At 41.1% G+C, this 22,299-nt stretch carries 22 protein-coding genes; all 22 read left to right on the forward strand.

Annotated elements, in window-relative coordinates:
- Positions 1 to 37: 37 nt before the first annotated feature.
- Positions 38 to 1,132 (forward strand): undecaprenyldiphospho-muramoylpentapeptide beta-N-acetylglucosaminyltransferase, encoded by a 1,095-nt coding sequence (murG, locus tag GKC25_RS07010; protein WP_095285129.1) that lies wholly within the window; start codon positions 38 to 40, stop codon positions 1,130 to 1,132.
- Positions 1,133 to 1,163: 31 nt separating this feature from the next.
- Positions 1,164 to 2,075, forward strand: coding sequence for a UDP-N-acetylmuramate dehydrogenase (gene murB / locus GKC25_RS07015; RefSeq protein ID WP_187704486.1), 912 nt, complete (start codon positions 1,164 to 1,166; stop codon positions 2,073 to 2,075).
- 127 nt (positions 2,076 to 2,202) lie between these two features.
- Entirely contained in the window at positions 2,203 to 2,982 is a 780-nt protein-coding gene (locus tag GKC25_RS07020) for a cell division protein FtsQ/DivIB (RefSeq protein WP_060596191.1), read from the forward strand.
- On the forward strand, positions 2,979 to 3,668 hold the full coding sequence (locus tag GKC25_RS07025) for a DUF881 domain-containing protein (protein WP_060596192.1): 690 nt from the start codon (positions 2,979 to 2,981) through the stop codon (positions 3,666 to 3,668). The genes GKC25_RS07020 and GKC25_RS07025 overlap by 4 nt, the downstream gene beginning before the upstream one ends.
- A 20-nt stretch (positions 3,669 to 3,688) precedes the next feature.
- The gene (locus GKC25_RS07030) at positions 3,689 to 4,414 is read left to right on the forward strand and encodes a DUF881 domain-containing protein (protein ID WP_066030945.1); all 726 of its coding nucleotides are present in this window, start codon (positions 3,689 to 3,691) and stop codon (positions 4,412 to 4,414) included.
- Entirely contained in the window at positions 4,414 to 4,782 is a 369-nt protein-coding gene (locus GKC25_RS07035) for a small basic family protein (protein WP_003210988.1), read from the forward strand. The genes GKC25_RS07030 and GKC25_RS07035 overlap by 1 nt, the downstream gene beginning before the upstream one ends.
- Before the next feature lie 159 nt (positions 4,783 to 4,941).
- Positions 4,942 to 6,264, forward strand: a complete 1,323-nt coding sequence (ftsA, locus tag GKC25_RS07040) for a cell division protein FtsA (protein ID WP_034662541.1) — start codon at positions 4,942 to 4,944, stop codon at positions 6,262 to 6,264.
- A gap of 33 nt (positions 6,265 to 6,297) precedes the next feature.
- Positions 6,298 to 7,443: a cell division protein FtsZ gene (gene ftsZ, locus GKC25_RS07045; RefSeq protein ID WP_024424252.1), complete on the forward strand. Its 1,146-nt coding sequence runs from the start codon at positions 6,298 to 6,300 to the stop codon at positions 7,441 to 7,443.
- 292 nt (positions 7,444 to 7,735) lie between these two features.
- The gene (locus tag GKC25_RS07050) at positions 7,736 to 11,242 is read left to right on the forward strand and encodes a S8 family peptidase (RefSeq protein ID WP_187704487.1); all 3,507 of its coding nucleotides are present in this window, start codon (positions 7,736 to 7,738) and stop codon (positions 11,240 to 11,242) included.
- Positions 11,243 to 11,492: 250 nt separating this feature from the next.
- A complete protein-coding gene (spoIIGA, locus tag GKC25_RS07055) occupies positions 11,493 to 12,422 on the forward strand; it encodes a sigma-E processing peptidase SpoIIGA (RefSeq protein WP_034662538.1) in 930 nt (309 codons plus the stop codon).
- Between the two features lie 59 nt (positions 12,423 to 12,481).
- Positions 12,482 to 13,201: an RNA polymerase sporulation sigma factor SigE gene (sigE, locus tag GKC25_RS07060; protein ID WP_007499746.1), complete on the forward strand. Its 720-nt coding sequence runs from the start codon at positions 12,482 to 12,484 to the stop codon at positions 13,199 to 13,201.
- Positions 13,202 to 13,343: 142 nt separating this feature from the next.
- Positions 13,344 to 14,123 carry an RNA polymerase sporulation sigma factor SigG gene (sigG, locus tag GKC25_RS07065; protein ID WP_003211879.1) on the forward strand — a complete coding sequence of 260 codons (780 nt, stop codon included), beginning with the start codon at positions 13,344 to 13,346 and terminating at the stop codon, positions 14,121 to 14,123.
- A 151-nt stretch (positions 14,124 to 14,274) separates the two neighbouring features.
- A complete protein-coding gene (locus tag GKC25_RS07070; protein WP_034662535.1) occupies positions 14,275 to 15,213 on the forward strand; it encodes a sugar-binding transcriptional regulator in 939 nt (312 codons plus the stop codon).
- Between the two features lie 444 nt (positions 15,214 to 15,657).
- On the forward strand, positions 15,658 to 16,902 hold the full coding sequence (locus GKC25_RS07075; RefSeq protein ID WP_034662533.1) for an NAD(P)H-dependent oxidoreductase: 1,245 nt from the start codon (positions 15,658 to 15,660) through the stop codon (positions 16,900 to 16,902).
- Positions 16,903 to 16,914: 12 nt separating this feature from the next.
- Positions 16,915 to 17,346 carry a transcriptional regulator GutM gene (locus GKC25_RS07080; protein WP_034662530.1) on the forward strand — a complete coding sequence of 144 codons (432 nt, stop codon included), beginning with the start codon at positions 16,915 to 16,917 and terminating at the stop codon, positions 17,344 to 17,346.
- Between the two features lie 18 nt (positions 17,347 to 17,364).
- Positions 17,365 to 17,895 (forward strand): PTS glucitol/sorbitol transporter subunit IIC, encoded by a 531-nt coding sequence (gene srlA / locus GKC25_RS07085; protein WP_003210918.1) that lies wholly within the window; start codon positions 17,365 to 17,367, stop codon positions 17,893 to 17,895.
- Between the two features lie 13 nt (positions 17,896 to 17,908).
- Entirely contained in the window at positions 17,909 to 18,919 is a 1,011-nt protein-coding gene (gene srlE, locus GKC25_RS07090; RefSeq protein WP_034662527.1) for a PTS glucitol/sorbitol transporter subunit IIB, read from the forward strand.
- 26 nt (positions 18,920 to 18,945) lie between these two features.
- On the forward strand, positions 18,946 to 19,302 hold the full coding sequence (locus GKC25_RS07095) for a PTS glucitol/sorbitol transporter subunit IIA (RefSeq protein WP_106037784.1): 357 nt from the start codon (positions 18,946 to 18,948) through the stop codon (positions 19,300 to 19,302).
- A gap of 127 nt (positions 19,303 to 19,429) precedes the next feature.
- On the forward strand, positions 19,430 to 20,209 hold the full coding sequence (locus GKC25_RS07100; RefSeq protein WP_106036777.1) for an ABC transporter ATP-binding protein: 780 nt from the start codon (positions 19,430 to 19,432) through the stop codon (positions 20,207 to 20,209).
- 79 nt (positions 20,210 to 20,288) lie between these two features.
- Positions 20,289 to 20,525, forward strand: a complete 237-nt coding sequence (locus GKC25_RS07105; protein WP_008344958.1) for a YlmC/YmxH family sporulation protein — start codon at positions 20,289 to 20,291, stop codon at positions 20,523 to 20,525.
- 237 nt (positions 20,526 to 20,762) lie between these two features.
- Positions 20,763 to 21,602 (forward strand): peptidoglycan editing factor PgeF, encoded by an 840-nt coding sequence (pgeF, locus tag GKC25_RS07110; RefSeq protein ID WP_080869533.1) that lies wholly within the window; start codon positions 20,763 to 20,765, stop codon positions 21,600 to 21,602.
- Positions 21,603 to 21,608: 6 nt separating this feature from the next.
- Entirely contained in the window at positions 21,609 to 22,298 is a 690-nt protein-coding gene (locus tag GKC25_RS07115) for a YggS family pyridoxal phosphate-dependent enzyme (protein ID WP_262417227.1), read from the forward strand.
- Position 22,299 lies beyond the last annotated feature (1 nt).

Raw genomic sequence — 22,299 nt, forward strand, 5'->3', positions numbered from 1 at the left:
TGTTCAGAGCAGAAAAAAATTGAGGGGAAATGGTATAATGCGTATAGTAATCAGTGGAGGCGGAACAGGCGGACATATTTATCCGGCCTTAGCCTTTATTAAAGAAGTGAAAAGACTGCATCCTGATGTGGAATTTTTATATATCGGTACTGAAAATGGACTTGAAAAGAAAATTGTAGAAAGAGAAAATATCCCTTTCAAGGCGATAGAAATTTCAGGTTTTAAACGAAAGCTTTCCTTTGATAACGTCAAAACGGTGATGAGATTTTTGAAAGGCGTTCAAAAAAGCAAATCTTACTTAAAAGAATTCAAACCTGATGCGGTCATTGGAACAGGCGGTTATGTGTGTGGGCCTGTGGTTTATGCGGCTTCTAAGCTGAAGATCCCGACTATTATACACGAACAAAACAGCCTGCCTGGTATTACAAATAAGTTCCTAGCGAGATATGTTAATAAAGTAGCCATCTGCTTTGACGAAGCAAAGGCACATTTTCCTTCTGAAAAGGTTGTATTTACGGGAAACCCTAGAGCCTCTGAAGTCGTCTCTATAAAAGAGGGGAAATCTCTTAAAGAATTTGGGCTCGATGAACAGAAAAAAACGGTTCTTATTTTCGGCGGGAGCCGAGGTGCTGCTCCTATCAATAGAGCAGTGATCGAAATGCAAGATGATTTAAAGGCTAAAAACTACCAGCTTTTATATATCACAGGTGAGGTTCATTATGAAAAAGTGTTGAATGAACTAAAGGAAAAAGGTGCAGCACCTAATATGATCACAAAACCTTTCTTGCATCAAATGCCGGAGTACCTGAAATCGATCGATGTGATTGTTGCAAGAGCGGGAGCTACAACAATTGCTGAAGTAACGGCTCTTGGAATCCCAACCATTTTTATTCCGAGCCCATACGTGACGGCAAATCATCAGGAAATCAATGCAAGATCACTTGAAAAACATGATGCTGCGATTGTTTTAAGAGAATCAGAGCTTTCAGGGGATCGTCTGCTGCATGCAATTGATGAAATTGCCGGTAATGAAGAAAAACTCAACCAAATGAGCCGTTTAACGAAAGAACTCGGAGTACCAGATGCGGCTGCACGTTTATATAATGTGTTAAAAGAAATTACGACTACATGATGGAATGATATTAGGTAAGGCGGAGGGTAATATGGAGAACTTGAAGAATGAATTATTAGAAGCGCAAGTTGGTAAAGTACTTGAAAATGAGCCGCTTGCTAATCATACAACAATGAAAATAGGCGGACCAGCAGATCTTTTGATCATCCCTAAAGATATCGATGCAGTTAAAACGATCATGGATCAGGTGAAAAAACACCATACGAATTGGACGGTCATTGGAAGAGGATCGAATTTACTTGTACTTGATAAGGGAATTCGTGGAGTTGTTCTCAAGCTAGGTGCTGGACTGGATCACCTAACTGTAAATGATGAAGAAATTACAGTTGGCGGCGGCTATTCTGTCGTAAGGCTCGCGACATCTCTTAGTAAGCAGGGTCTTTCAGGGTTGGAATTCGCAGCTGGTATTCCAGGGTCTATTGGAGGCGCTGTTTATATGAACGCAGGTGCACATGGATCTGACATCAGTAAGATTCTTGTGAAAGCTAGAATCTTATTTGAGGATGGAAGCATCGAGTGGCTCACAAATGAACAGATGAATTTCAGCTATCGAACATCAGTCCTTCAAAAGGAACGACCTGGCATTGTTCTCGAAGCCGTGTTTAAGCTCAAACAGGATGATCGCGAAAAAATCACTAAGAAAATGCAGCAAAATAAAGATTATCGTAAAGAAACCCAGCCTTATAACCGGCCATGTGCTGGCAGTATTTTTCGAAATCCGCTGCCTGAATATGCAGGACAGCTTGTAGAAAAAGCGAATTTAAAAGGATACCAAATCGGCGGAGCTAGAATTTCTGATATGCACGGCAACTTTATTGTCAACGCTGGTGGAGCTACTGCTCAAGACGTGCTGGACTTAATTCAGTACATCCAAAAGAAAATTAAAGAAGACTACAACGTAGATATGCATACAGAGGTAGAAATTATCGGTGAAGAAATTTAACAGCTAGTTTTTATGAATGATGGCATCACAGGAAAACAAACGGCATGAAAGAATGCCGTTTGTTTTCTCATCAAAATGATGACCCAAAGGTGTGGACAAGCAGCTTTGAATGAGGTGAAGAGTATATATGCGGCCTGATCATGAAAATGAAAAGATCGTCAATATAGAAGAGCGAATTCCTAAAATTAAAGAACAAAGGAAGCAAAAAGCGAATCGGAGACTGATCTCTTTTATACTACTGTTTTTTATCATGGTTTTAATTATTATTTATTTGCAGACACCTATCAGCAAAATTTCTTCTTTAACCATCACAGGTAACGAGCATGTCTCTACAAAACAGCTTGTTAAACTTTCACAAATTAAAGAAGGCGAAACAGAGTTTTGGAATTTAAATAAAGATATAACAGCAGATCATATTAAACAAAATAAACTGATTAAAAGCGTTAGGATCAAAAAGCATTTCCCAAATAAGGTCAGTATTGCTGTCAAAGAATATGCAAATATTGCGTATCTTCAAAAGGGAAATCTATATTATGAGCTTCTTGAAAATGGGACCGCTTTACCAGAAGAAGTTACACCGAGTCATGCAGGACCTATTTTTGTCGATTGGGACAATAAGGAGAAGCTGAAGCAAACCGTTAGATCTTTAAATCAGCTGCCAGCCTCTATTCAGGAACTCATCTCAGAAGTATATTATGTGCCGACAAATTCAAACCAGTGGCTAGTTAAATTTTATATGAATGACGGAAACACTGTGATTGCATCAATTAAAACATTCGGTGATAAAATGAAAACCTATCCAGCCATTGTAAAAGAACTTTCGTCTTCTGAAAAAGGCACAATCCATATGGAAGTCGCTACGTATTTTGAAGCGTTTAAATCTAAGAAAAAGGAAGATGAGCGTTGAGAGGCAAAACAGTTATATTCTCAATTGTCATGCTTGTTCTTGGTTTTCTGATTTCTTTTTCATACCAATATACAAAGCAGCATCAGGCAGATGTCATTCGAACAGAGCAATGGAAAAAAGAATACTCTCTGAAAAGTCAGCTCACAAAGCAAGAAAAGGCGAATCAGAAACTCGAAAAAGAATTATATAGTCTTCAATCAAAGGTTCAAGCGACAGAGTCCAATTTGAAAAATGAAAAAGAGCAGTATTTTAATGTATTGGAAGATGTTGAGAAATACAGAATGTTTACAGGAGAGATTGGTGTAAAAGGAAAAGGGGTCAAAGTATCTCTTGAAGATGCATCTTATATCCCGAGTGGACAAAATGTCAATAATTACATTGTGCATGAGAGCCACATTTTTCATGTGATAAACGAACTATTTATATCAGGGGCTTCTGCTGTATCTATTAATGGGCAAAGAATCACACACCAATCATACATACATTGTAATGGTCCAGTTGTCACAGTTGATGGTGTTCAGCATCCAGCACCATTTGTCATTTCTGGTATTGGAGATCCGGCTGTGTTAATACCTGCTTTAAATATTGCAGGAGGAGTGGTCGATCAGCTGACAAGTGATCACATTTCAATGACGATTGAGAAAACGGATATTCGTATGAACCCTCTTTTAAGAAACAAAGATTAAAAGTGAAAAGGTGAGTGGTGTTGAGGAAAAAGAAGCCTTTACTTAGTTTAACAGCTTTAATGATCATATTTGGCATCATGGTCTCCATCCAGTTTAATTCTTTACAAAAGCCCAAAGTTCGTGATACTCGTGATGTTTGGGAACTGAGAGAGGATTTATCTGCATCTAAAAGTAAGGAATTGGATTTGCTCAAAGAAATTGATAAATACGACGAGATGCTAAAAAAATATGGTCATCAAGGAGATCAATCAAAAGAAGCACAATTAACAAAAACGTTAAAAGATTTAAAAGAAAAGGCTGGTTTTACAGAAGTGGAAGGGGAGGGGATTGAAATTGAAATTTCTCAGCTTTTTTCAAAGGATCTTACCGGAGAAGAAGTGAAAAATATCCCGCCTGATCTTCTGAAAAAATTAATTAATGAAGCCAATATGTTTGGGGCAAAACATATTTCCATCAATGATCGCCGTGTAATTAATACAAGTGTGATTCGAGATATTAATGGCACGACAAAAATAGATGGTTACAGCTTAGATAGTGATGAAGTCAACATTAAAATGATTAGTGAGCAGGCCGACAAATTATACAGCCGTTTAAATGTATCAGATATTGGTGATTTGTTTGCTCAGGAAAACTTCAGCTTGAGTATGAGCCAGCCGAAGAAAAAAATCCATTTAAAAGCATATGACGGTGCAATTCAAGTAAACGAATTGAAGCCTCTTGAAGATGTAAAGGAGGGAAAATCTTAATGTGGCTTCCTGTACTTGGCTTAATCATAGGAGTTGCGATCGGTTTCTTAACAAATTTTACGATACCGAATGAGTATTCTAACTATCTTTCCCTCGCTGTACTTGCTGCGCTTGATACATTGATTGGTGGAATCCGAGCACATCTGCAAGGGGCATACGATGAACTAGTGTTTGTATCAGGCTTCTTCTTTAATATTATACTCGCAATAAGTTTAGCTTTTCTGGGCGTCCATCTTGGTGTAGACTTGTACTTAGTCGGAATGTTTGCATTCGGCGTTAGATTGTTTCAAAATATAGCAGTTATCAGAAGAATTTTACTAACAAAATGGACAATTTCAAGAGAAAAAAAGAAAAAAAGTGAGTCATAAAAAAGGATATACATATGATGTAACGAATATTTTCAGTAATCCTAATAAAAAATGTTGATTTTTTAAGTTTTGTTACACACTTGTAAAAACACATTCATTGTATTGTTGTTCAGCAAATAATAGAATAGAAAGTATTGATATGTGAGGAGGTGCCATAGAATGAACAACAATGAAATTTACGTCAGCCTTGACATCGGTACATCCAATATAAAAGTCATCGTCGGAGAAATGGCGGATGATTCGCTTAACATTATAGGTGTTGGAAATGTCCCTTCAGAGGGGTTAAAAAAAGGATCGATTGTTGATATAGATGAGACAGTTCATTCTATTAGACAAGCATTTGAACAGGCTGAGAGAATGGTAGGATTTCCTTTACAAAAGGCGATTGTCGGAATTAACGGAAACCACATTCATATTCAGAATACGAGCGGCGTGGTCGCAGTATCTAGTGAAAACAAAGAAATACATGCTGAAGATGTGAGACGTGTCTTAGATGCAGCACAAGTAGTATCTATTCCTCAAGAACATCTCGTCGTAGACGTGATTCCGAGACAATTTATCGTCGACGGAAGAGATGAGATCACAGATCCGAAAAAAATGCTTGGTGTTCGGCTAGAGGTGGAAGGATCGTTAATTACAGGTTCTAAAACGATTCTACATAACTGGCTCCGCTGTGTAGAAAGAGCTGGAATTGAAATTATGGATATTTGCTTGCAGCCAATCGCATCGGGCTCAGCAGCATTATCGAAAGATGAAAAAAATCTCGGGGTAGCTCTTGTCGATATTGGCGGCGGATCTACAACGATTTCCGTATTTGAAAACGGGCATCTCTATTCTACTCACAGTATCCCTTTGGGCGGAGAGAACATTACAAAAGATTTGTCTATAGGACTTAGAACTTCCACTGAAGAAGCTGAACGAATCAAAAAACAATTTGGGCATGCGTTTTATGATGAGGCATCGACTGAGGAGACATTTGAAGTTTCTGTGATCGGTACCGATCAAAAACAAACGTATACACAACTTGATGCGGCTAACATTATTGAAGCGCGGCTGGAGGAAATCCTGCTCTTTGTGGCAGAGGAATTAAGAAATATGGGTGTCCATGATTTGCCTGGTGGATTCGTTCTAACAGGTGGACAGGCAGCCATACCAGGTATCCTTTCTCTTGCACAAACGGTCTTGCAAAACAATGTCAGGATTGCAAGTCCGAATTATATCGGGGTGAGAGAGCCTCAATATATGACAGGAGTGGGTCTGATCCACTTTGCTTATCGCAATGCAAAGATTCAGGGCAGACAGGTTGGATTCCAAATGCCAGATGAGGCGTTTCATGAAGTAGGCGCATCCATGGAGCCGGTTTCTTCTGCACCACAAGTGAAAGAAGCGCAGCCAAGACCGAAAGTAAAACAAAAAGCACAACAAGAGACAAATAAAAAACCGGGCAAAATGAAAAAACTATTTAATATGTTCTGGGAATAGAATTAGATTTTCGACGGATTAGGAGGATTCAGCATGTTGGAGTTTGAAACAAATATAGACGGCCTAGCATCAATTAAAGTAATCGGAGTAGGTGGCGGCGGGAATAACGCTGTCAACCGAATGATCGAAAATGACGTACAAGGTGTCGATTTTATTGCAGTCAATACAGATGCACAGGCGTTAAATCTATCAAAAGCAGAAACTAAAATGCAAATCGGTGCTAAGCTGACAAGAGGGCTTGGAGCAGGTGCGAATCCTGAGGTCGGTAAGAAGGCTGCTGAGGAAAGCAAAGAGCAGATTGAAGAAGTACTAAAAGGCGCAGACATGGTCTTCGTTACAGCTGGTATGGGCGGTGGAACTGGTACGGGTGCTGCACCTGTCATTGCAAAAATCGCAAAAGATTCTGGTGCATTGACAGTTGGAGTCGTGACTCGTCCTTTCACATTTGAAGGAAGAAAGCGTCAGCTTCAAGCAGTTGAAGGAATTGCTTCTATGAAAGAAGCAGTTGACACATTAATCGTGATTCCAAACGATCGCTTGCTTGAAATTGTTGATAAAAACACGCCAATGCTGGAAGCATTCCGCGCGGCAGATAACGTGCTTAGACAAGGTGTTCAAGGGATTTCCGATTTAATTGCAACACCAGGTCTGATTAACCTTGACTTTGCTGACGTGAAAACAATCATGTCCAATAAAGGTTCGGCTCTTATGGGTATTGGTGTCGCAACAGGTGAAAACCGTGCTGCTGAAGCAGCGAAGAAAGCCATTTCTTCACCACTTCTAGAAACAGCGATCGATGGTGCTCAAGGCGTCATCATGAACATTACGGGTGGCACAAACCTAAGTCTTTATGAAGTGCAAGAAGCAGCGGATATTGTGGCTTCTGCATCTGACGAAGATGTAAACATGATTTTCGGGTCTGTCATCAATGATAACTTGAAGGATGAAATTGTGGTGACTGTGATCGCAACTGGATTTATTGAGCAAGAGCCAGAAGTGACAAAACCACAAAGAAATCCACTAGGACAAGGATTAAAGCAAAATCAATCCATTCCTCAAAAACGTGAAGTAAAACGTGAGGAACATCAGCAGCCATCATCTCAGCCGAGACAAAATACACAATCAAGTGATGATACGCTGGACATTCCAACGTTCTTACGCAACCGCAATAAACGCTAATCGAGTATAGCTTAACCCCTTCCATTGGAAGGGGTTTTTTCATGTCTCAACGTATAAGGGGACTCTAATCAAAAAGTCTTAAATGTGTGAGAGCCACTTCATCTTTCATATGTAATTTGACTTAAGGTGCTTAAGAAAAAAGAATCATTTTTAACCCCTCTTACAAAAAACGACAAGATGATGAACTTTATTTGACTACATTAAAAAGAACACCATGAATCTTGTCATGAACAAATGAAGGAAAGGAGTGAGACATATACTCTGTTTGGCCATTTGAGGAGGAGGGATTTGATTGAAATTGAAGTTTCGCAAGACCGCCAACTATCGTTTGATGAGTCTTATGGTGATTGGTACTTTAACGATGACAAGCTTTGGGATGGTTCAAGCAAAATCGACTTCTACCTCATATCAGGAGGAAGCTGTTTCCTCTAAGACAACAAAAGCAAAGATCTCATCAAGATTAATGAAGCAGTTTCAGCAGGATGACAAGGTGACCTTTTTAATCAAAATGAAGGAGCAAACAAATACGCAAAAAGTGGCGAAGGAAGCTGTGTCCAGAGCCAAAAAACAGAAATTAACAGCGGCTAGAACGCAGTACACAAAAAGATCAGCTGTCTTATCAGAATTAAGAGCAACGTCTGAGGAGACGCAGCAAGCGCTGCTTACGTATTTACAAAAGGAACAAAAGAAAAAGCAAGTGAAGGAGATTCATTCGTACTATATTGTGAATGGTCTAGCGGTGACGGGAACGAAAGAAGTCATGGAAAAGGTGGCTTCCTTCCCAGAAGTAGATCAAGTGCTGCCGAATGAAACCCGTCAAATTCATCGGCCCGTTGATTTGAAGACGTCTAAGCAGAAAAAACAAATGAAAGCAGTAGATGGAGTCGAGTGGAACATTTCTCAGGTTCATGCTCCAGAAGCGTGGGCTTTAGGCTATGACGGTACTGGTACTGTTGTGGCAAGTATTGATACAGGAGTGGAATGGGATCATCCTGCTTTAAAGGAAAAATACCGCGGATTTGATCCAGCACACCCGAATGATCCATCTCATGAATTCAATTGGTACGATGCTACAACAGGATCTGAAGCGCCATACGACGATTTAGAGCATGGTACACATGTGACGGGAACGATGGTTGGCTCTGAGCCAGATGGAAAGAATCAGATCGGAGCCGCACCAGGCGCAAAATGGGTTGCGGTGAAAGCTTTCTCAGAAGATGGTGGTACAGATGCTGATCTGCTTGACGCAGGAGAGTGGATTTTAGCACCAAAAGATGAGGACGGAAACCCACATCCAGAAAAGGCACCAGATGTCGTCAATAATTCTTGGGGCGGTGGGCCTGGTCTTGATGATTGGTATAAAGATGTGGTCAATGCTTGGAGAGCGGCGGACATCTTCCCAGAGTTTTCAGCTGGCAATACCGATTTATTTAACCCTGGTGGTGAGGGATCAATTGCAAATCCTGCGAACTATCAGGAGGCCTTTGCAACGGGTGCAACGGATCAAGACAACAAATTGGGGTCTTTCTCGCTGCAAGGTCCGTCTCCATATGGCGTCATGAAACCAGATATTGCGGCCCCAGGGGTAAACATTCGTTCATCTATTCCAGGGAAAGGGTATGAAGATGGCTGGAATGGGACGTCGATGGCTGGTCCGCATGTTTCAGCTGTTGTGGCTCTTCTTCGCCAAGTACAGTCAGATCTTTCTGTTGAAGAGATTGAACAAATTCTCATTGATACAGCGAAGCCGTTGACTGATCAGCAATTCCCGGAATCCCCTAACAATGGCTATGGGGCAGGTTTAGTTGATGCAAAAGAGGCGATTACGGCATTAACAGATGGAATTGGCACGATTGAAGGACAGGTGACAAACGAAGATGTTAATTTAGGTGATATGAAAATAACAGATCAAGCCCTGCCTCAAAAAGAAAAGGCTGTACATCCACATAAGAAGCCTGCAAAAACAAAAGAATTGAAAAAGGAAAAAAATCTTGATGCTCCGTCCATCAAAGCTCTTCCTATGAAAGCGGAAATCAGTGTTCTTGAAAGCGGAAAATCAACTTACACAGATGAAGCGACAGGGAGATATCAGCTTACTCACAGTGCAGGGGAATTCACGGTGAAAGCGGAAGCTTACGGGTTTGAATCACGCAAACAAACAGTCAATATTTCTTCAAATGAAACGGCTGAGGCAAATTTCGCCTTACAGCCACTAAAGAAACGAACGATATCCGGTACAATTGTCAATGAAGCAACGGGTGAAAAAGTAAAGGATGCCACGGTTTATCTTGTAGAGGATGCGAAAATTAAGCCGGTGAAAACAGATGAAGATGGCGAATTTTCTCTAGAGGCATTGAGCGGTGTCTATACCGTCAAAGTATTTGCGAAAGGGTTTAAAGGATATTCTTTTACAGCAGATGTGACAGAAAAGCCGGTTGAAAAAGCCATTCAGCTGGAGCCATTCATCGGCTTTGCTGGTGAAATTGGCTACGATGACGGAACAGCTGAAAATGCGCGAGCCTTCTATGATCCTGGCAATGGCTGGGCTGTGAAGTTTTCGTTAGAAAAGGGGAAGAAACAAGCGCAACTCACAGGAGGGCTTTTCCGTTTCTGGTCATCAGAGTGGCCAGCTCCTGGCGGGAATGAATTTGCGGTTGAAGTGTATGATGCTTCTGGGAAGAATGGAGCTCCAGGGGAGAAAATTGCAGGACCTCTAAAAGCGAATGCGCTGCGTAATGGTGAATGGACAAAAGTAGATTTAGAAGATCAAGCCATTACGGTGGATGGAGATTTCTATCTTGTCTATATTCAAACGAAAAAGAATACGGAGTCTCCAGGACTTGCAACGGACGAAGATGGTCCAAATGCTGAAAGAAGCTGGCAGCTGACAAGCGGTGCTTTTTCTCCTTCTCCAAAAGAAGAAGGGAATTATATGATTCGGGCGCTTGTTGACTATGAAGCAGATGTGCCAGAGATTATATCTCCGAAGGCCGGAACCATTTCGAACAAAGGTGAACTGGAGATTGAAGGCAAAGCCTCCCCTGGGCTTGATGTAGCGATTTATCAAAACGATGAAGAGATTGCCAAAGTGAAAGCAGATCAGTCAGGCGCTTTCAAAGAAAAGGTCACAGTTTCAAGTGGAGAGCATGTATTCACAGCTGCGACTGTTACGGATAAAGGCGCAACGAAACGATCCAAACCAGTAAAGGTGATCATTGATCAAACAGCTCCAGCGCTCACCATAGATACACCTAAAAAAGGGGGAAAGTCTAATAAAGAATCACTCACTGTAGAAGGAAAGGTCACAGATGATCATCTTGATCAAGTCACTGTAAATGGAAAAAAGGCAACCGTAAAAGATGGAAAATATTCCGCAAGAATACTGCTTGAGAACGGGAAAAATACAATAAAAGTAACAGCGAAAGATGCAGCAGGAAACAAAACGACTAAAAAAGTCAATATCGATGTCCAATACGAGGCACCTGAAATTTCTAAGCTGACTCCAGCAGAGAATGTCCATCTATCATCAGGAGAGTCTGTTAAAATTTCATTTAACAGCAGGGAAAAGCTAGACGCAACGTTTGTTATTCACATGCCGCTGACAAACGCGAGATCAAAGCTTCAAAATACAACAGAGCTGCCGCTTCGCGAAGTATCTAGCGGAACATATGAAGGCTACTGGACAGCTACTTCTACCGCCAAAGCAAAAGGTGCGGTCATTGAAGTAATTGTGCGAGATGATTATGGAAATGTCACAAGACAAAAGGCTTCAGGCACATTAAACATCAATGAAAAGTAACTTAAACAAAAGACACGATTTCCAGGAGCGTGTCTTTTTTTCTTTCGAGCAATTGTTTGAAAGCTTGTCCAGAAGAACACTCTCTTGCTTCGCGCTCTCATTCCTCGACAAAAACAATAATAATCCACCAAAAGTTCTCTATCATCCCCAACAAGAATTGACAGACTTCCATCTCTTGACTGTTTTATACTGGTACAAACAAGTGCAAGTACTGCTTTTGATTCTTTGTTTCAGATGAAAGGAGCAGAAGGTGGTCATTTATTTAGATGTGATCTGGCTGTTAAACTTTTGTTTTGATCTATTGCTTCTCTTACTCACTGCATTTATTCTCAAACGACAAGTAAAAAAAAGGCGATATATGTTAGGAGCTCTCATTGGATCGAGCATTGTTCTCTTGCTCTTTACACCATTTGCAATGGTTGTGTCACACCCTTTAGGCAAACTATTTTTTTCTGTCTTCATCGTTCTTGCAACCTTTGGTTTTCAAAGATTTCGTTCCTTTTTTCAAAATCTGTTTGCTTTTTACTTTGTAACATTTTTGATGGGAGGAGGCATGATCGGGGTTCATTCGTTTTTGCAAACCAACACAGTGATCCAAGATGGCCTGCTCATTTCACAAAATGATGGCTTTGGTGATCCGATTAGCTGGCTTTTTGTTTTAACCGGCTTTCCTGCGATATGGCTGTTTTCAAAGAAAAGATTAGGAGAGGTTGGTGCGAAAAAAAGACAGTATGATGAACAAGTGCTTGTAGAGATACACATTCACGGGGAGACCATCCGCTTAAATGGACTCGTCGATTCTGGCAATCAGCTGTATGATCCTATGACAAAAACACCTGTCATGATCGTTCAGGCCGATCAGCTAACGGCCATTTGCGGAGAGCCATTTATAGAGCTCATGAAACAGTCTCATCCTGTTGAAGTGATGCAAAAGATCGATGATCAATTTCCCCTTCTTGATCGATTAAGACTTGTTCCATATCGAGCAGTCGGTCATGATCACGGTTTTCTACTATGCCTAAAACCAGATACTGTCGTCATTTATTCAAAGACGCATATGATTCAGCCGGCCAAGTGTTTTGTAGGGTTGAGTCTGAGCGGTTTATCAGCAGATCAGGAATTTCAATCCATCATTCATCCAGATATGTTAGACGGGAAAATCATCCAGGGAGTGTCGTAGTTTTTTGGTGATGTCTTTTATCTTACGAGGTCAACTTGACATTTAGAAGGGAGAAGAAGATGAAAAAATTAAAATTTAAACTCACTTACTACTGGTATAAACTCCTCATGAAGCTAGGTCTAAAGAGTGATGAAATTTATTATATTGGTGGAAGTGAAGCGCTGCCGCCTCCATTATCAAAGGATGAAGAGCAGGAACTGCTTGTCAAATTACCAAAAGGTGATCAAACCGCAAGGGCGATTCTGATCGAAAGAAATTTGCGTTTAGTCGTTTACATCGCAAGGAAATTTGAAAACACAGGTATTAATATCGAGGATTTAATTAGTATCGGAACCATTGGCCTGATCAAAGCAGTCAATACATTTAACCCTGAAAAAAAGATCAAGCTGGCAACATATGCTTCGAGATGTATTGAAAATGAGATTCTGATGTACTTGAGGCGAAATAATAAAATCCGTTCAGAAGTCTCGTTTGATGAACCGCTCAACATTGATTGGGACGGAAATGAACTGCTTTTATCAGACGTACTTGGAACAGATGATGATATTATCACGCGGGATATTGAAGCAAATGTAGATAAAAAACTGCTGAAAAAAGCGCTGGAGCAATTAAATGACCGCGAAAAGCAGATCATGGAACTGAGATTTGGCTTGGTCGGCGGTGAGGAAAAAACCCAAAAAGATGTCGCTGACATGCTTGGGATTTCCCAGTCGTATATTTCGAGGCTTGAAAAAAGAATCATTAAACGATTACAAAAAGAATTTAATAAAATGGTCTAAAAAAATTTTTTGAAAGCTCGATCCCTGTACTGCCAAAGGGATAACCATTTTTTCACATGATTCTCGTCATCGCTCGTGCATATTTTTCCATCCCAAGGAGATACTGAACTTTGTACAACAGCTCCTGTAGGGAGGGAAAAAAGTGTCCAGAAATAAAGTGGAAATCTGCGGAGTCGACACCTCCAAACTGCCTGTTCTGAAAAACGACGAGATGAGAAAATTGTTCAGACAGCTGCAAGATGAGGGTGACGATACAGCAAGAGAAAAGCTAGTCAATGGCAATTTACGGTTGGTTTTAAGTGTGATTCAGCGTTTTAACAACAGAGGCGAGTATGTCGATGATCTCTTCCAAGTAGGCTGTATCGGATTAATGAAATCAATTGATAATTTTGATTTAAGCCACAATGTCAGATTTTCAACTTATGCGGTTCCTATGATCATAGGAGAAATCCGTCGATACTTGCGTGATAACAACCCGATTCGGGTGTCTCGTTCACTAAGAGATATTGCCTATAAGGCACTTCAGGTCCGTGAGAGGCTGATTAGTGAGACAAGCAAGGAGCCAACAGCAGAAGACATTGCCAAAGTGCTGGAAGTGCCTCATGAGGAAATTGTCTTTGCCCTAGATGCGATTCAAGATCCTGTATCTTTGTTTGAACCGATCTATAATGACGGAGGAGATCCGATTTATGTGATGGATCAAATTAGTGATGAACGGAACAAAGACACACAATGGGTGGAAGAATTGGCCTTAAAAGAGGGCATGCGCAGATTGAACGACAGGGAAAAAATGATTCTTCGTAAACGCTTTTTCCAGGGCAAAACGCAAATGGAAGTCGCTGAAGAGATCGGGATTTCTCAAGCACAAGTCTCAAGGCTTGAAAAAGCAGCCATCAAACAAATGAATAAAAACATCTTTTAAAGCCGCCGCTTGATGTGCGGCTTTTTTCATTCTTGTTAGAGAACACGCCTCTAGTATTGACTCGGTTATTTTTTTCATTTAATCTGTTTTTAACAAATGTTATTTTAGATATCATTTGTTAGGGAACACTTAAGCGGAAAGAAGGGTTATTATGACATTCCATGATGAAAGAAGGCTGCTCATTAAGGTTGCGCATATGTATTATGAAGAAGGCGCCACCCAATCTAACATTGCAGAAGCTGTTGGGGTTAGCCGTTCGCTCATATCGAAATATTTGGCAAAAGCACGTGAAGCAGGAATCGTGGAAATCATTATTCATGATGAAGTCAATCAACAGTATGGATCGTTAGAAAGAAAAATAGAACGCAAATATGGGCTGCGAGAAGTCGTCTGTGTGGAAACGCTTAGCAAAGACACAACCAAAAGCCGAATCGGTGCCGCGGCAGCAAGCTTTTTATTAAAAGTGATGAAAGATGGACAAGTCATCGGGTTTTCCTCAGGGACAACGCTGCATGAAATGGCGAAAGCGCTTACCTCTGTTCAGCACTATCCATCCGTGACATTTGTTCCGCTTGTCGGAGGTGTGGGAAATGAAGATGTCGATATCCACGCTAACTATATTATTGCGAGATGCACAGAGGCACTCAAATCTAAATGTGAGTTTTTACATGTACCCGTCATGCTTGATACGAAAGAAGCGAAAGATGTACTGATCCGGCAGCCGTCGATCAAAAAAGTGATTGAACTAGGAGAATCATCAAATATCGCGGTTGTCGGAATTGGCGGTGTTCCGCAGCATTCAACGATGGTGAAATCTTATATGACAAGCGGCGAGGAGGACATCCTTCAAGCGAAGGATGTAGCAGGTGACATTTGCTATAACTTTATTGATCATCAAGGGGAAGTATATCCCCACCCATGGAACGACCGGGTGATGGGCATAAGCCCGCAAAAGCTGAAAGAAATTCCGCTTGTCATAGGTGTCGCTGGTGGCGAAGAGAAAATTGAAGCGATCCGGGCGGCATTAGCAGGTGGATTAATTCATGTATTAATTACCGATGAACGAACAGGAGATGCCTTATTAAAGTAACTACCTAATATCATTAGGTAGTCAGCGTGTAGATAAACCCTCGCATTCGGTGTCAGTCCTGCGTGCCGGTGCTCACGAATATCAAATTCGCTCCGCTCCGGTACTCGTCCTTCCTAGACTGCAAAGGTTTTCTATCACGCTGAAAAGAAGACAAAGGGCTAAAATGAAGATCATTTTAGCCCTTTGTCAAGAATCTGTAACTACCTAATATCATTAGGTAGTTTTTTTTGAGTCTAAAGACTCAAAAAGATTGAAAATTTTATCGATTTTAGCTTGACACAAAGTTGACACATCATATAAACTAAGTTCATAACAAATGATAAATAAAATAACAAATGTTACAAGAAACAGATTTTTGTTAATTTTTATAACATTTGTTAAAAGTTTCAGATTATATTTCTAGCAATCTATTGAGAAGCAAGAAAACCTGAAAGGATGATTTAGATGTCAATCTATCAACAGTTGTTAGCTCGAGAACGCAGTGGAGACCCGATCAAAGTAGGGATTATTGGAGCAGGCCAAATGGGCTTTGGACTCATTTCACAAATTTCTAAAATTCCAGGCATGATTGTCGCTGGTGTTTGTGATATTCACCTTAGTGCAGCAGAAAAGGCAGCAAATTTCTACAAGCAGCATGCGAAGCCGCATCAAATGGTTGTCACAAATGATTACAGAGAAGTGATTCAATCAGATTTCGTGGAAGTTGTAGTAGATGCAACAGGTGTCCCAGAGGTCGGAGCAAACATTTCTTTGGAAGCGCTTAATTCGAAAAAACATCTCGTTCTTTTAAATGTAGAAGTTGATATTACTATCGGTTTGGTCATGCATAAGTTATTCACAAATGCAGGGCTTGTTTACTCAGGATCAGCTGGAGACGAACCAGCAGCAACACTAGAATTATATGAATTTGCGAAAACAATGGGTCTTGAGGTGCTCGTTGCCGGGAAAGGAAAGAACAACCCATTCTTCCCAGAAGCAAATCCAGATACGTGTAAAGCAGAAGCAGATAGTAAACATATGAGTGCACATATGCTGGCTGCATTCCAGGACGGCACAAAAACAATGGCCGAAATGAACTTATTAAGTAATGCGACAGGGCTTCTGCCTGATAAAGTCGGTATGCACGGAGTCGAAGCGAATTTAGAGAATGTAGCAGATAAATTGAATCAAAAACAGCAAGGCGGCGTGCTGGATAACTTCGGAGTCGTTGAATATGTAAATGGACTTGCACCAGGCGTATTTGTCATCGTCAAGAGTGATCTTGAGCCAGTGGATGAAGAACTGCGCTATTTAAAAGTTGGAAAAGGTCCGCACTACACACTTTACCGTCCTTTCCACTTAGCCAGTCTTGAAACACCTGTCACCATCGCAAAAGCGGTCTTACAGCATGATTCATCCATCCACCCAATTGGTGTACCAGTGTCAGAAACAGTAGCTGTTGCGAAAAGAGAGATTAAAGCAGGGGAATCACTTGACGGAATTGGCGGGTACTCCGTAAGAGGTGTACTTGAAACACATCAAGACATGAAAACGAACGGCCACATTCCAATTGGCTTAATCAGCGGAAAAGTCGTAGCGAAAAAAGACATCAAATTAGGACAATTCCTGACTCATGATGATGTAGAACTTGATTCAAACACAACGGTCTGGAAGCTGCGTTCATTACAAGATCATTTATTTCAATCATAAGGACGTGAAGCTATGGAAAAATTAGCAATCGTACTTTGTATCATTCTCATTGTGCAGTATGGGTTATCTTTTATTCAAATCAAGTACTACCGCAAGAGCATGGATTCACTTATTGATGACTACAAAGGGAAGCAAGGCTATCACTTGTTTTCGGGAATGGAACGGCGCAAAGTTGGCCCTGGAGCCATAGCGCTCATCATTGTGGATGAATCTTATATCATTCAAAAATGCCATGTGCTTGGCGGTGTGTCGATCTTATCTAAATTTAAAGAAGTTCCTTCATATGAAGGAAAGCATGTTGGTGCAGTGCTAGACGAGCACCATATGATGAAGCAGACATTGAAAAAACGCAAAAAGGGGCCAGCTGTCATGCACGCACTTTCCATGGCGGCTGAACAAGCACTTGTCTCGATTTCGAAAAAAAATATAACAAATGTGAACTAGAGAAAGGGGAGATGAAACATGGAATGGATTCAATGGTTTGGAGAGCACTTTATCGGAATGTTTGAAGCCGGTGGAAAGCAATTCATGGGTCTTGTTACAGGCATCGTTCCAACGCTTGTTGTGTTACTTACTTTCACTTATGCTGTCATGAAGTTTATTGGAGAAGAGCGAGTGAATAGAGCGATCCAGTTTGCAGCGAAATATACGATTTTGCGCTATACGTTAATGCCGATCTTATCTGTTCTTATTTTGACAAACCCAATGGCTTATACGTTTGGCCGCTTCTTACCTGAAAAACAAAAACCAGCATTCTATGATTCAGCTGTTTCATTTGTTCATCCGGTGACATCACTGTTCCCGTATGCCAACGCAGGAGAACTGTTTGTCTACTTAGGGATTGCAAACGGGATTAAAGAAGCAGGATATTCAATGTCAGAACTTGCTGTTCGTTACTTCTTAGTCGGGATCGTCGTCATTTTACTTCGCGGTATTATTACTGAATGGATTACAAAATACTTGGCAGGAAAAATGAAAGCGAATTCACAATAGGGGAGGGTTAGACATGACAAACCACAAAGTATTTGTTGCAAAAGGTGCTGGCGGATGGGGAAAAGGCTTAGAGCTTGAACCGACTGGTAAAAGAAGAAAGGTTGTTTCCATTACAGGGGGAGGCATTCACCCAGTTGCTCGTAAAATTGCAGAAATGACAGGGACAGAAGCATGTGACGGCTTTAAAAACTCGATACCAGAAGATGAAATGATGTGTGTTGTCATTGACTGCGGTGGAACCGCGCGAATCGGACTGTATCCAATGAAGCGCATTCCAACTGTAGACGTTTTGGCTTCCTCTCCTTCTGGACCGCTTGCAAAACATATTACAGAGGATATCTTCGTATCAGGCGTAACAGAAAAGGATATTTCCTTTGCGGAAGCATCTGATGGTGAGGCGAAAGTAGAAGGTCAAGAAAACAGTGAGCCGATTGACAAAGAGAATTTCAAAGAAACCTATTCAAAACTGAAAGAGGAAAATATCGAGCGTCAGGAAAAAGGTAATTTCCTCATGAGATTCTCAAGAGGAATCGGGAAAGTCACCGGTACGTTCTATCAGGCTGGCCGTGATTCCGTTGATATGCTTTTGAAAAACATTATTCCATTCATGGCATTTGTCAGTATGTTAATTGGAATTATCAATTATACAAAAATCGGTGACTTGATTGCTCATTTTCTATCGCCACTGGCAGGATCTATATGGGGGCTCTTACTGCTCGTCGTGGTCTGTACATTGCCGTTCCTATCGCCTGTCTTAGGACCTGGAGCAGTCATTGCACAAGTCATCGGTGTTCTCATTGGTAGTCAAATTGCACTAGGGAATATCCCGCCTCAATTTGCACTCCCTGCACTATTTGCCATCAACGGTCAAGTAGGGTGTGATTTCATTCCAGTTGGGCTGTCACTTGGTGAAGCGAAGCCGGAAACGGTACAATATGGGGTACCAGCTGTTTTGTATAGCCGTCTCATTACAGGGGTTCTATCTGTTGTGATCGCATACGTTGCCAGCTTCGGTATGTATTAAACGTATTAAAGGAGGAATCGAGATACATGGTAACACAATCTGTCGTAAAAGAAATCGGGATCTTAGTCCCGCAATTTAAAGAAGATAAGCTGATTGTTTTATTTGGACCCGCAGCGCCGCAGGAATTAAGAGATATGTCCGTCATTCATGAGTTCGAACATTTAGAAGAAGAGCCGCTGAAGCTGGGCGGTACCATTCAAGTGGGCGATCAAACGTACACGATCACAGCCCTCGGCAATAAAGCAAATGACAACTTTAAAGAGCTCGGCCATATTTCGATCTACTTCCAAGAGCCGTTTGATGATGTATTACCGGGAGCTGTCTTTGCATCTCCGCACAAGTTTCCTGATATAAAAGAAGGCGTACGAATTGAAATTTCGTAACGATAAAGAAAAGCTGTTCCGTAAAAGGAGCAGCTTTTCTTATGTGAGGTTTACCAGAAAGAGCAATTGCGATATGCTGTAAACATTCATTATTTGTTTATTCAGAATTTTTACTCAGGGGGAAATGATGGTGTCACTTGAATTGAAGGATGTTTCTTTAAAACGAAATGGGAAATGGCTGCTGCAATCTGTTGACTGGCAGGTGAACAAAGAGGAGCACTGGGTGCTTTACGGTTTAAATGGTGCGGGAAAAACCGCTTTATTAAATATGCTCTGCTCATATTACTTCCCCACGTCAGGTGAGATGACCGTGCTGGGACATGTCTTTGGCAAGGAGGCGCTTGGCGAAAAGCTCAGGAAGAAAATTGGCCTCATTTCTGCGGGACTTGAAAAGAAACTGCACAGAGACGACAATGCATTTGAAATAGTTCTCAGCGGAGCATTTGCTTCGATCGGGCTTTATGAAACCCCGACAGATGAGATAAGAGAGAAAGCCATTGATCTATTAAAAGCATTTGGTTCATTCAAATATGCGAACCGGACATATGAAACACTCTCACAAGGAGAAAAGCAAAAAGTCCTGATTGCGAGGGCTTTAATGAATGATCCCAAGCTCTTGATTTTAGATGAGCCTGTGACGGGTCTTGATTTTTTAGCAAGAGAACAGGTGCTGGAGACCATCTCATTCATTGCTTCAAAGCCTGATGCGCCTACTTTACTTTATACGACCCATCATGCAGAAGAGATTTTGCCTGTTTTTCAGCACACCTTATTATTAAAAGATGGGACTGTTTTTGATCAAGGAGAAACAAAAGAGATGATGACAAGCGATTTGCTTTCTTCCTTCTTTGAATGTCCGGTAGATGTGATGTGGAGAAATGGCCGTCCTCACTTAAGTAAATTGTAGATGAAAGAAACTATTGGTCTGTATCCCTGCTTTTCCATCATACATATTATAGTAGAAAACGAAAGGCGGGGAAGGACAGATGATCAGTATTTCTGAATTCCAAATCAAGGATGTCGTCGATGTGTCGAGCGGAAAAAAACTAGGCACCATTGGGGACATTGATATTAATGTCACGAGCGGTAAAATACAAGCGATCATTATCGGCGGCACAGGTAAAATGATGGGATTTTTCGGAAAAGAAGAGGAAATGATTGTGCCGTGGCGAAATATAGTAAAAATTGGCGAAGATGTGATACTTGTCCGATTGTCTTCTTAAAATTCGTATAACTCCTCAATGAATTATTCAATGATCCTTAAAATAAGCTCTCCATTCTTAGCAAACAATGTCTTTTTCGGGTAAAAAGATTACGTTTTCATATCAATTTGAAAAAAAACCTGTAGAAAGGGCACATTTGAGTGTAATATTTAATGAATCCCACTAACTGTCTACGCATGTCTTGTGGTAAAATAGGAGCGAAATAAAGAGAGATGAATGAAAGGTGGGAGGGCAGCTTTGACACACAAATATGACCCCTTTCAGCAGAAATCACCTTATGCAATGACCATTCATGATTGGACGAACATGACATGTTCTGGTAAAGAGGTATTGGCCGGATTTACGACAAAAAATGGCGGCTTCAGCCTTTCTCCATATCAATCATTGAACACTGGACTCCATGTAGGAGATGATGCTTCTAGTGTCCAAATGAATCGTCAAGTCATAGCAGATGCTACTGCTGTGCCGCTCTCTGATTGGGTGTTTGCAGACCAAACACACGATGACCGCATCAAGAAAGTCACCAAGGAGCAAAGAGGAAGAGGAAGTCTTCATTATCATGAGGCACTGCCTGGAACAGACGGTTTATATACGTCTGAACCGAACATGATGCTCGCTCTTTGTTTCGCCGATTGTGTTCCGCTTTATTTTCTAGCTCCGCAAAATGGACTCATCGGAACAGCCCATGCCGGATGGAAAGGAACCGTCAAGCAAATTGGTGCAAAGATGGTAGATCTATGGGTCAACCAAGAAGGTGCCAAGACCGATCAAATACAAGTCGTCATTGGACCATCCATTGGCAGCTGCTGCTACATAGTCGATGACGTGGTCATGGATCAAGTGAAACAGCTTCCCTTTTCAACAGAGGATGTGTATTCCGAGATTTCACAGGGACAATATAAATTAGACTTGAAAACATTAAACAAAAACGTATTGCTTCATGCAGGGATGAAAGAAGAAAACATACATGTCAGTTCGATGTGCACAAGCTGCAGTGATCAGCTTTTCTTCTCACACCGCCGTGATCAAGGGAAAACAGGACGTATGATGTCTTTTGTCGGGTTTAAGGAGGCATAAGTGCAATTGAATGTACGAGAGAATCTCAGACAAATAAATGAACAAATAAACGAAGCATGTAAAAGAGCCGGCCGGAACCCAGTGGATGTATCGGTCGTCGCTGTCACAAAGTATGTCTCGATTGAGCGAGCACAAGAAGCCAAGGAAGCAGGAATTTTGCACTTTGGAGAAAATCGTGACCAAGGGTTACTTGAAAAACAAGCGGCCATAACCGATGAAAGCATTAGCTGGCACTTCATCGGCAGTTTACAAACACGAAAAGTAAAATCTGTCATTCAAACAATTGACTACTTACATTCGCTCGACAGGATGTCTCTTGCGAATGAAATTGAAAAAAGAGCGGATCACACGGTTCGCTGTTTTGTACAGGTAAACACATCGCTGGAGGAGTCAAAACACGGCTTACAAAGTGAAGACGTGATTCCATTTGTGAAGCAGCTCGCTGATTTCAAAAAGATTGAAATTGCTGGACTGATGACGATGGCTCCATTTACAGATGATCACACTGTGATACGAAACTGCTTTAAAACATTAAAAAATCTTCAAGAAGAAGTAAAACATCTTAACCAAGTAAATGCACCTTGTCAGCATTTATCGATGGGCATGTCAAATGATTTTGAAATCGCAATTGAAGAAGGTGCGACATTCGTTCGGATTGGCTCTTCACTTGTTGGAAATGAAACAGGAGGTGCGTGAC

The sequence above is a fragment of the Bacillus pumilus genome (genome assembly GCF_038738535.1).
In the GTDB taxonomy this organism is placed as follows: domain Bacteria; phylum Bacillota; class Bacilli; order Bacillales; family Bacillaceae; genus Bacillus.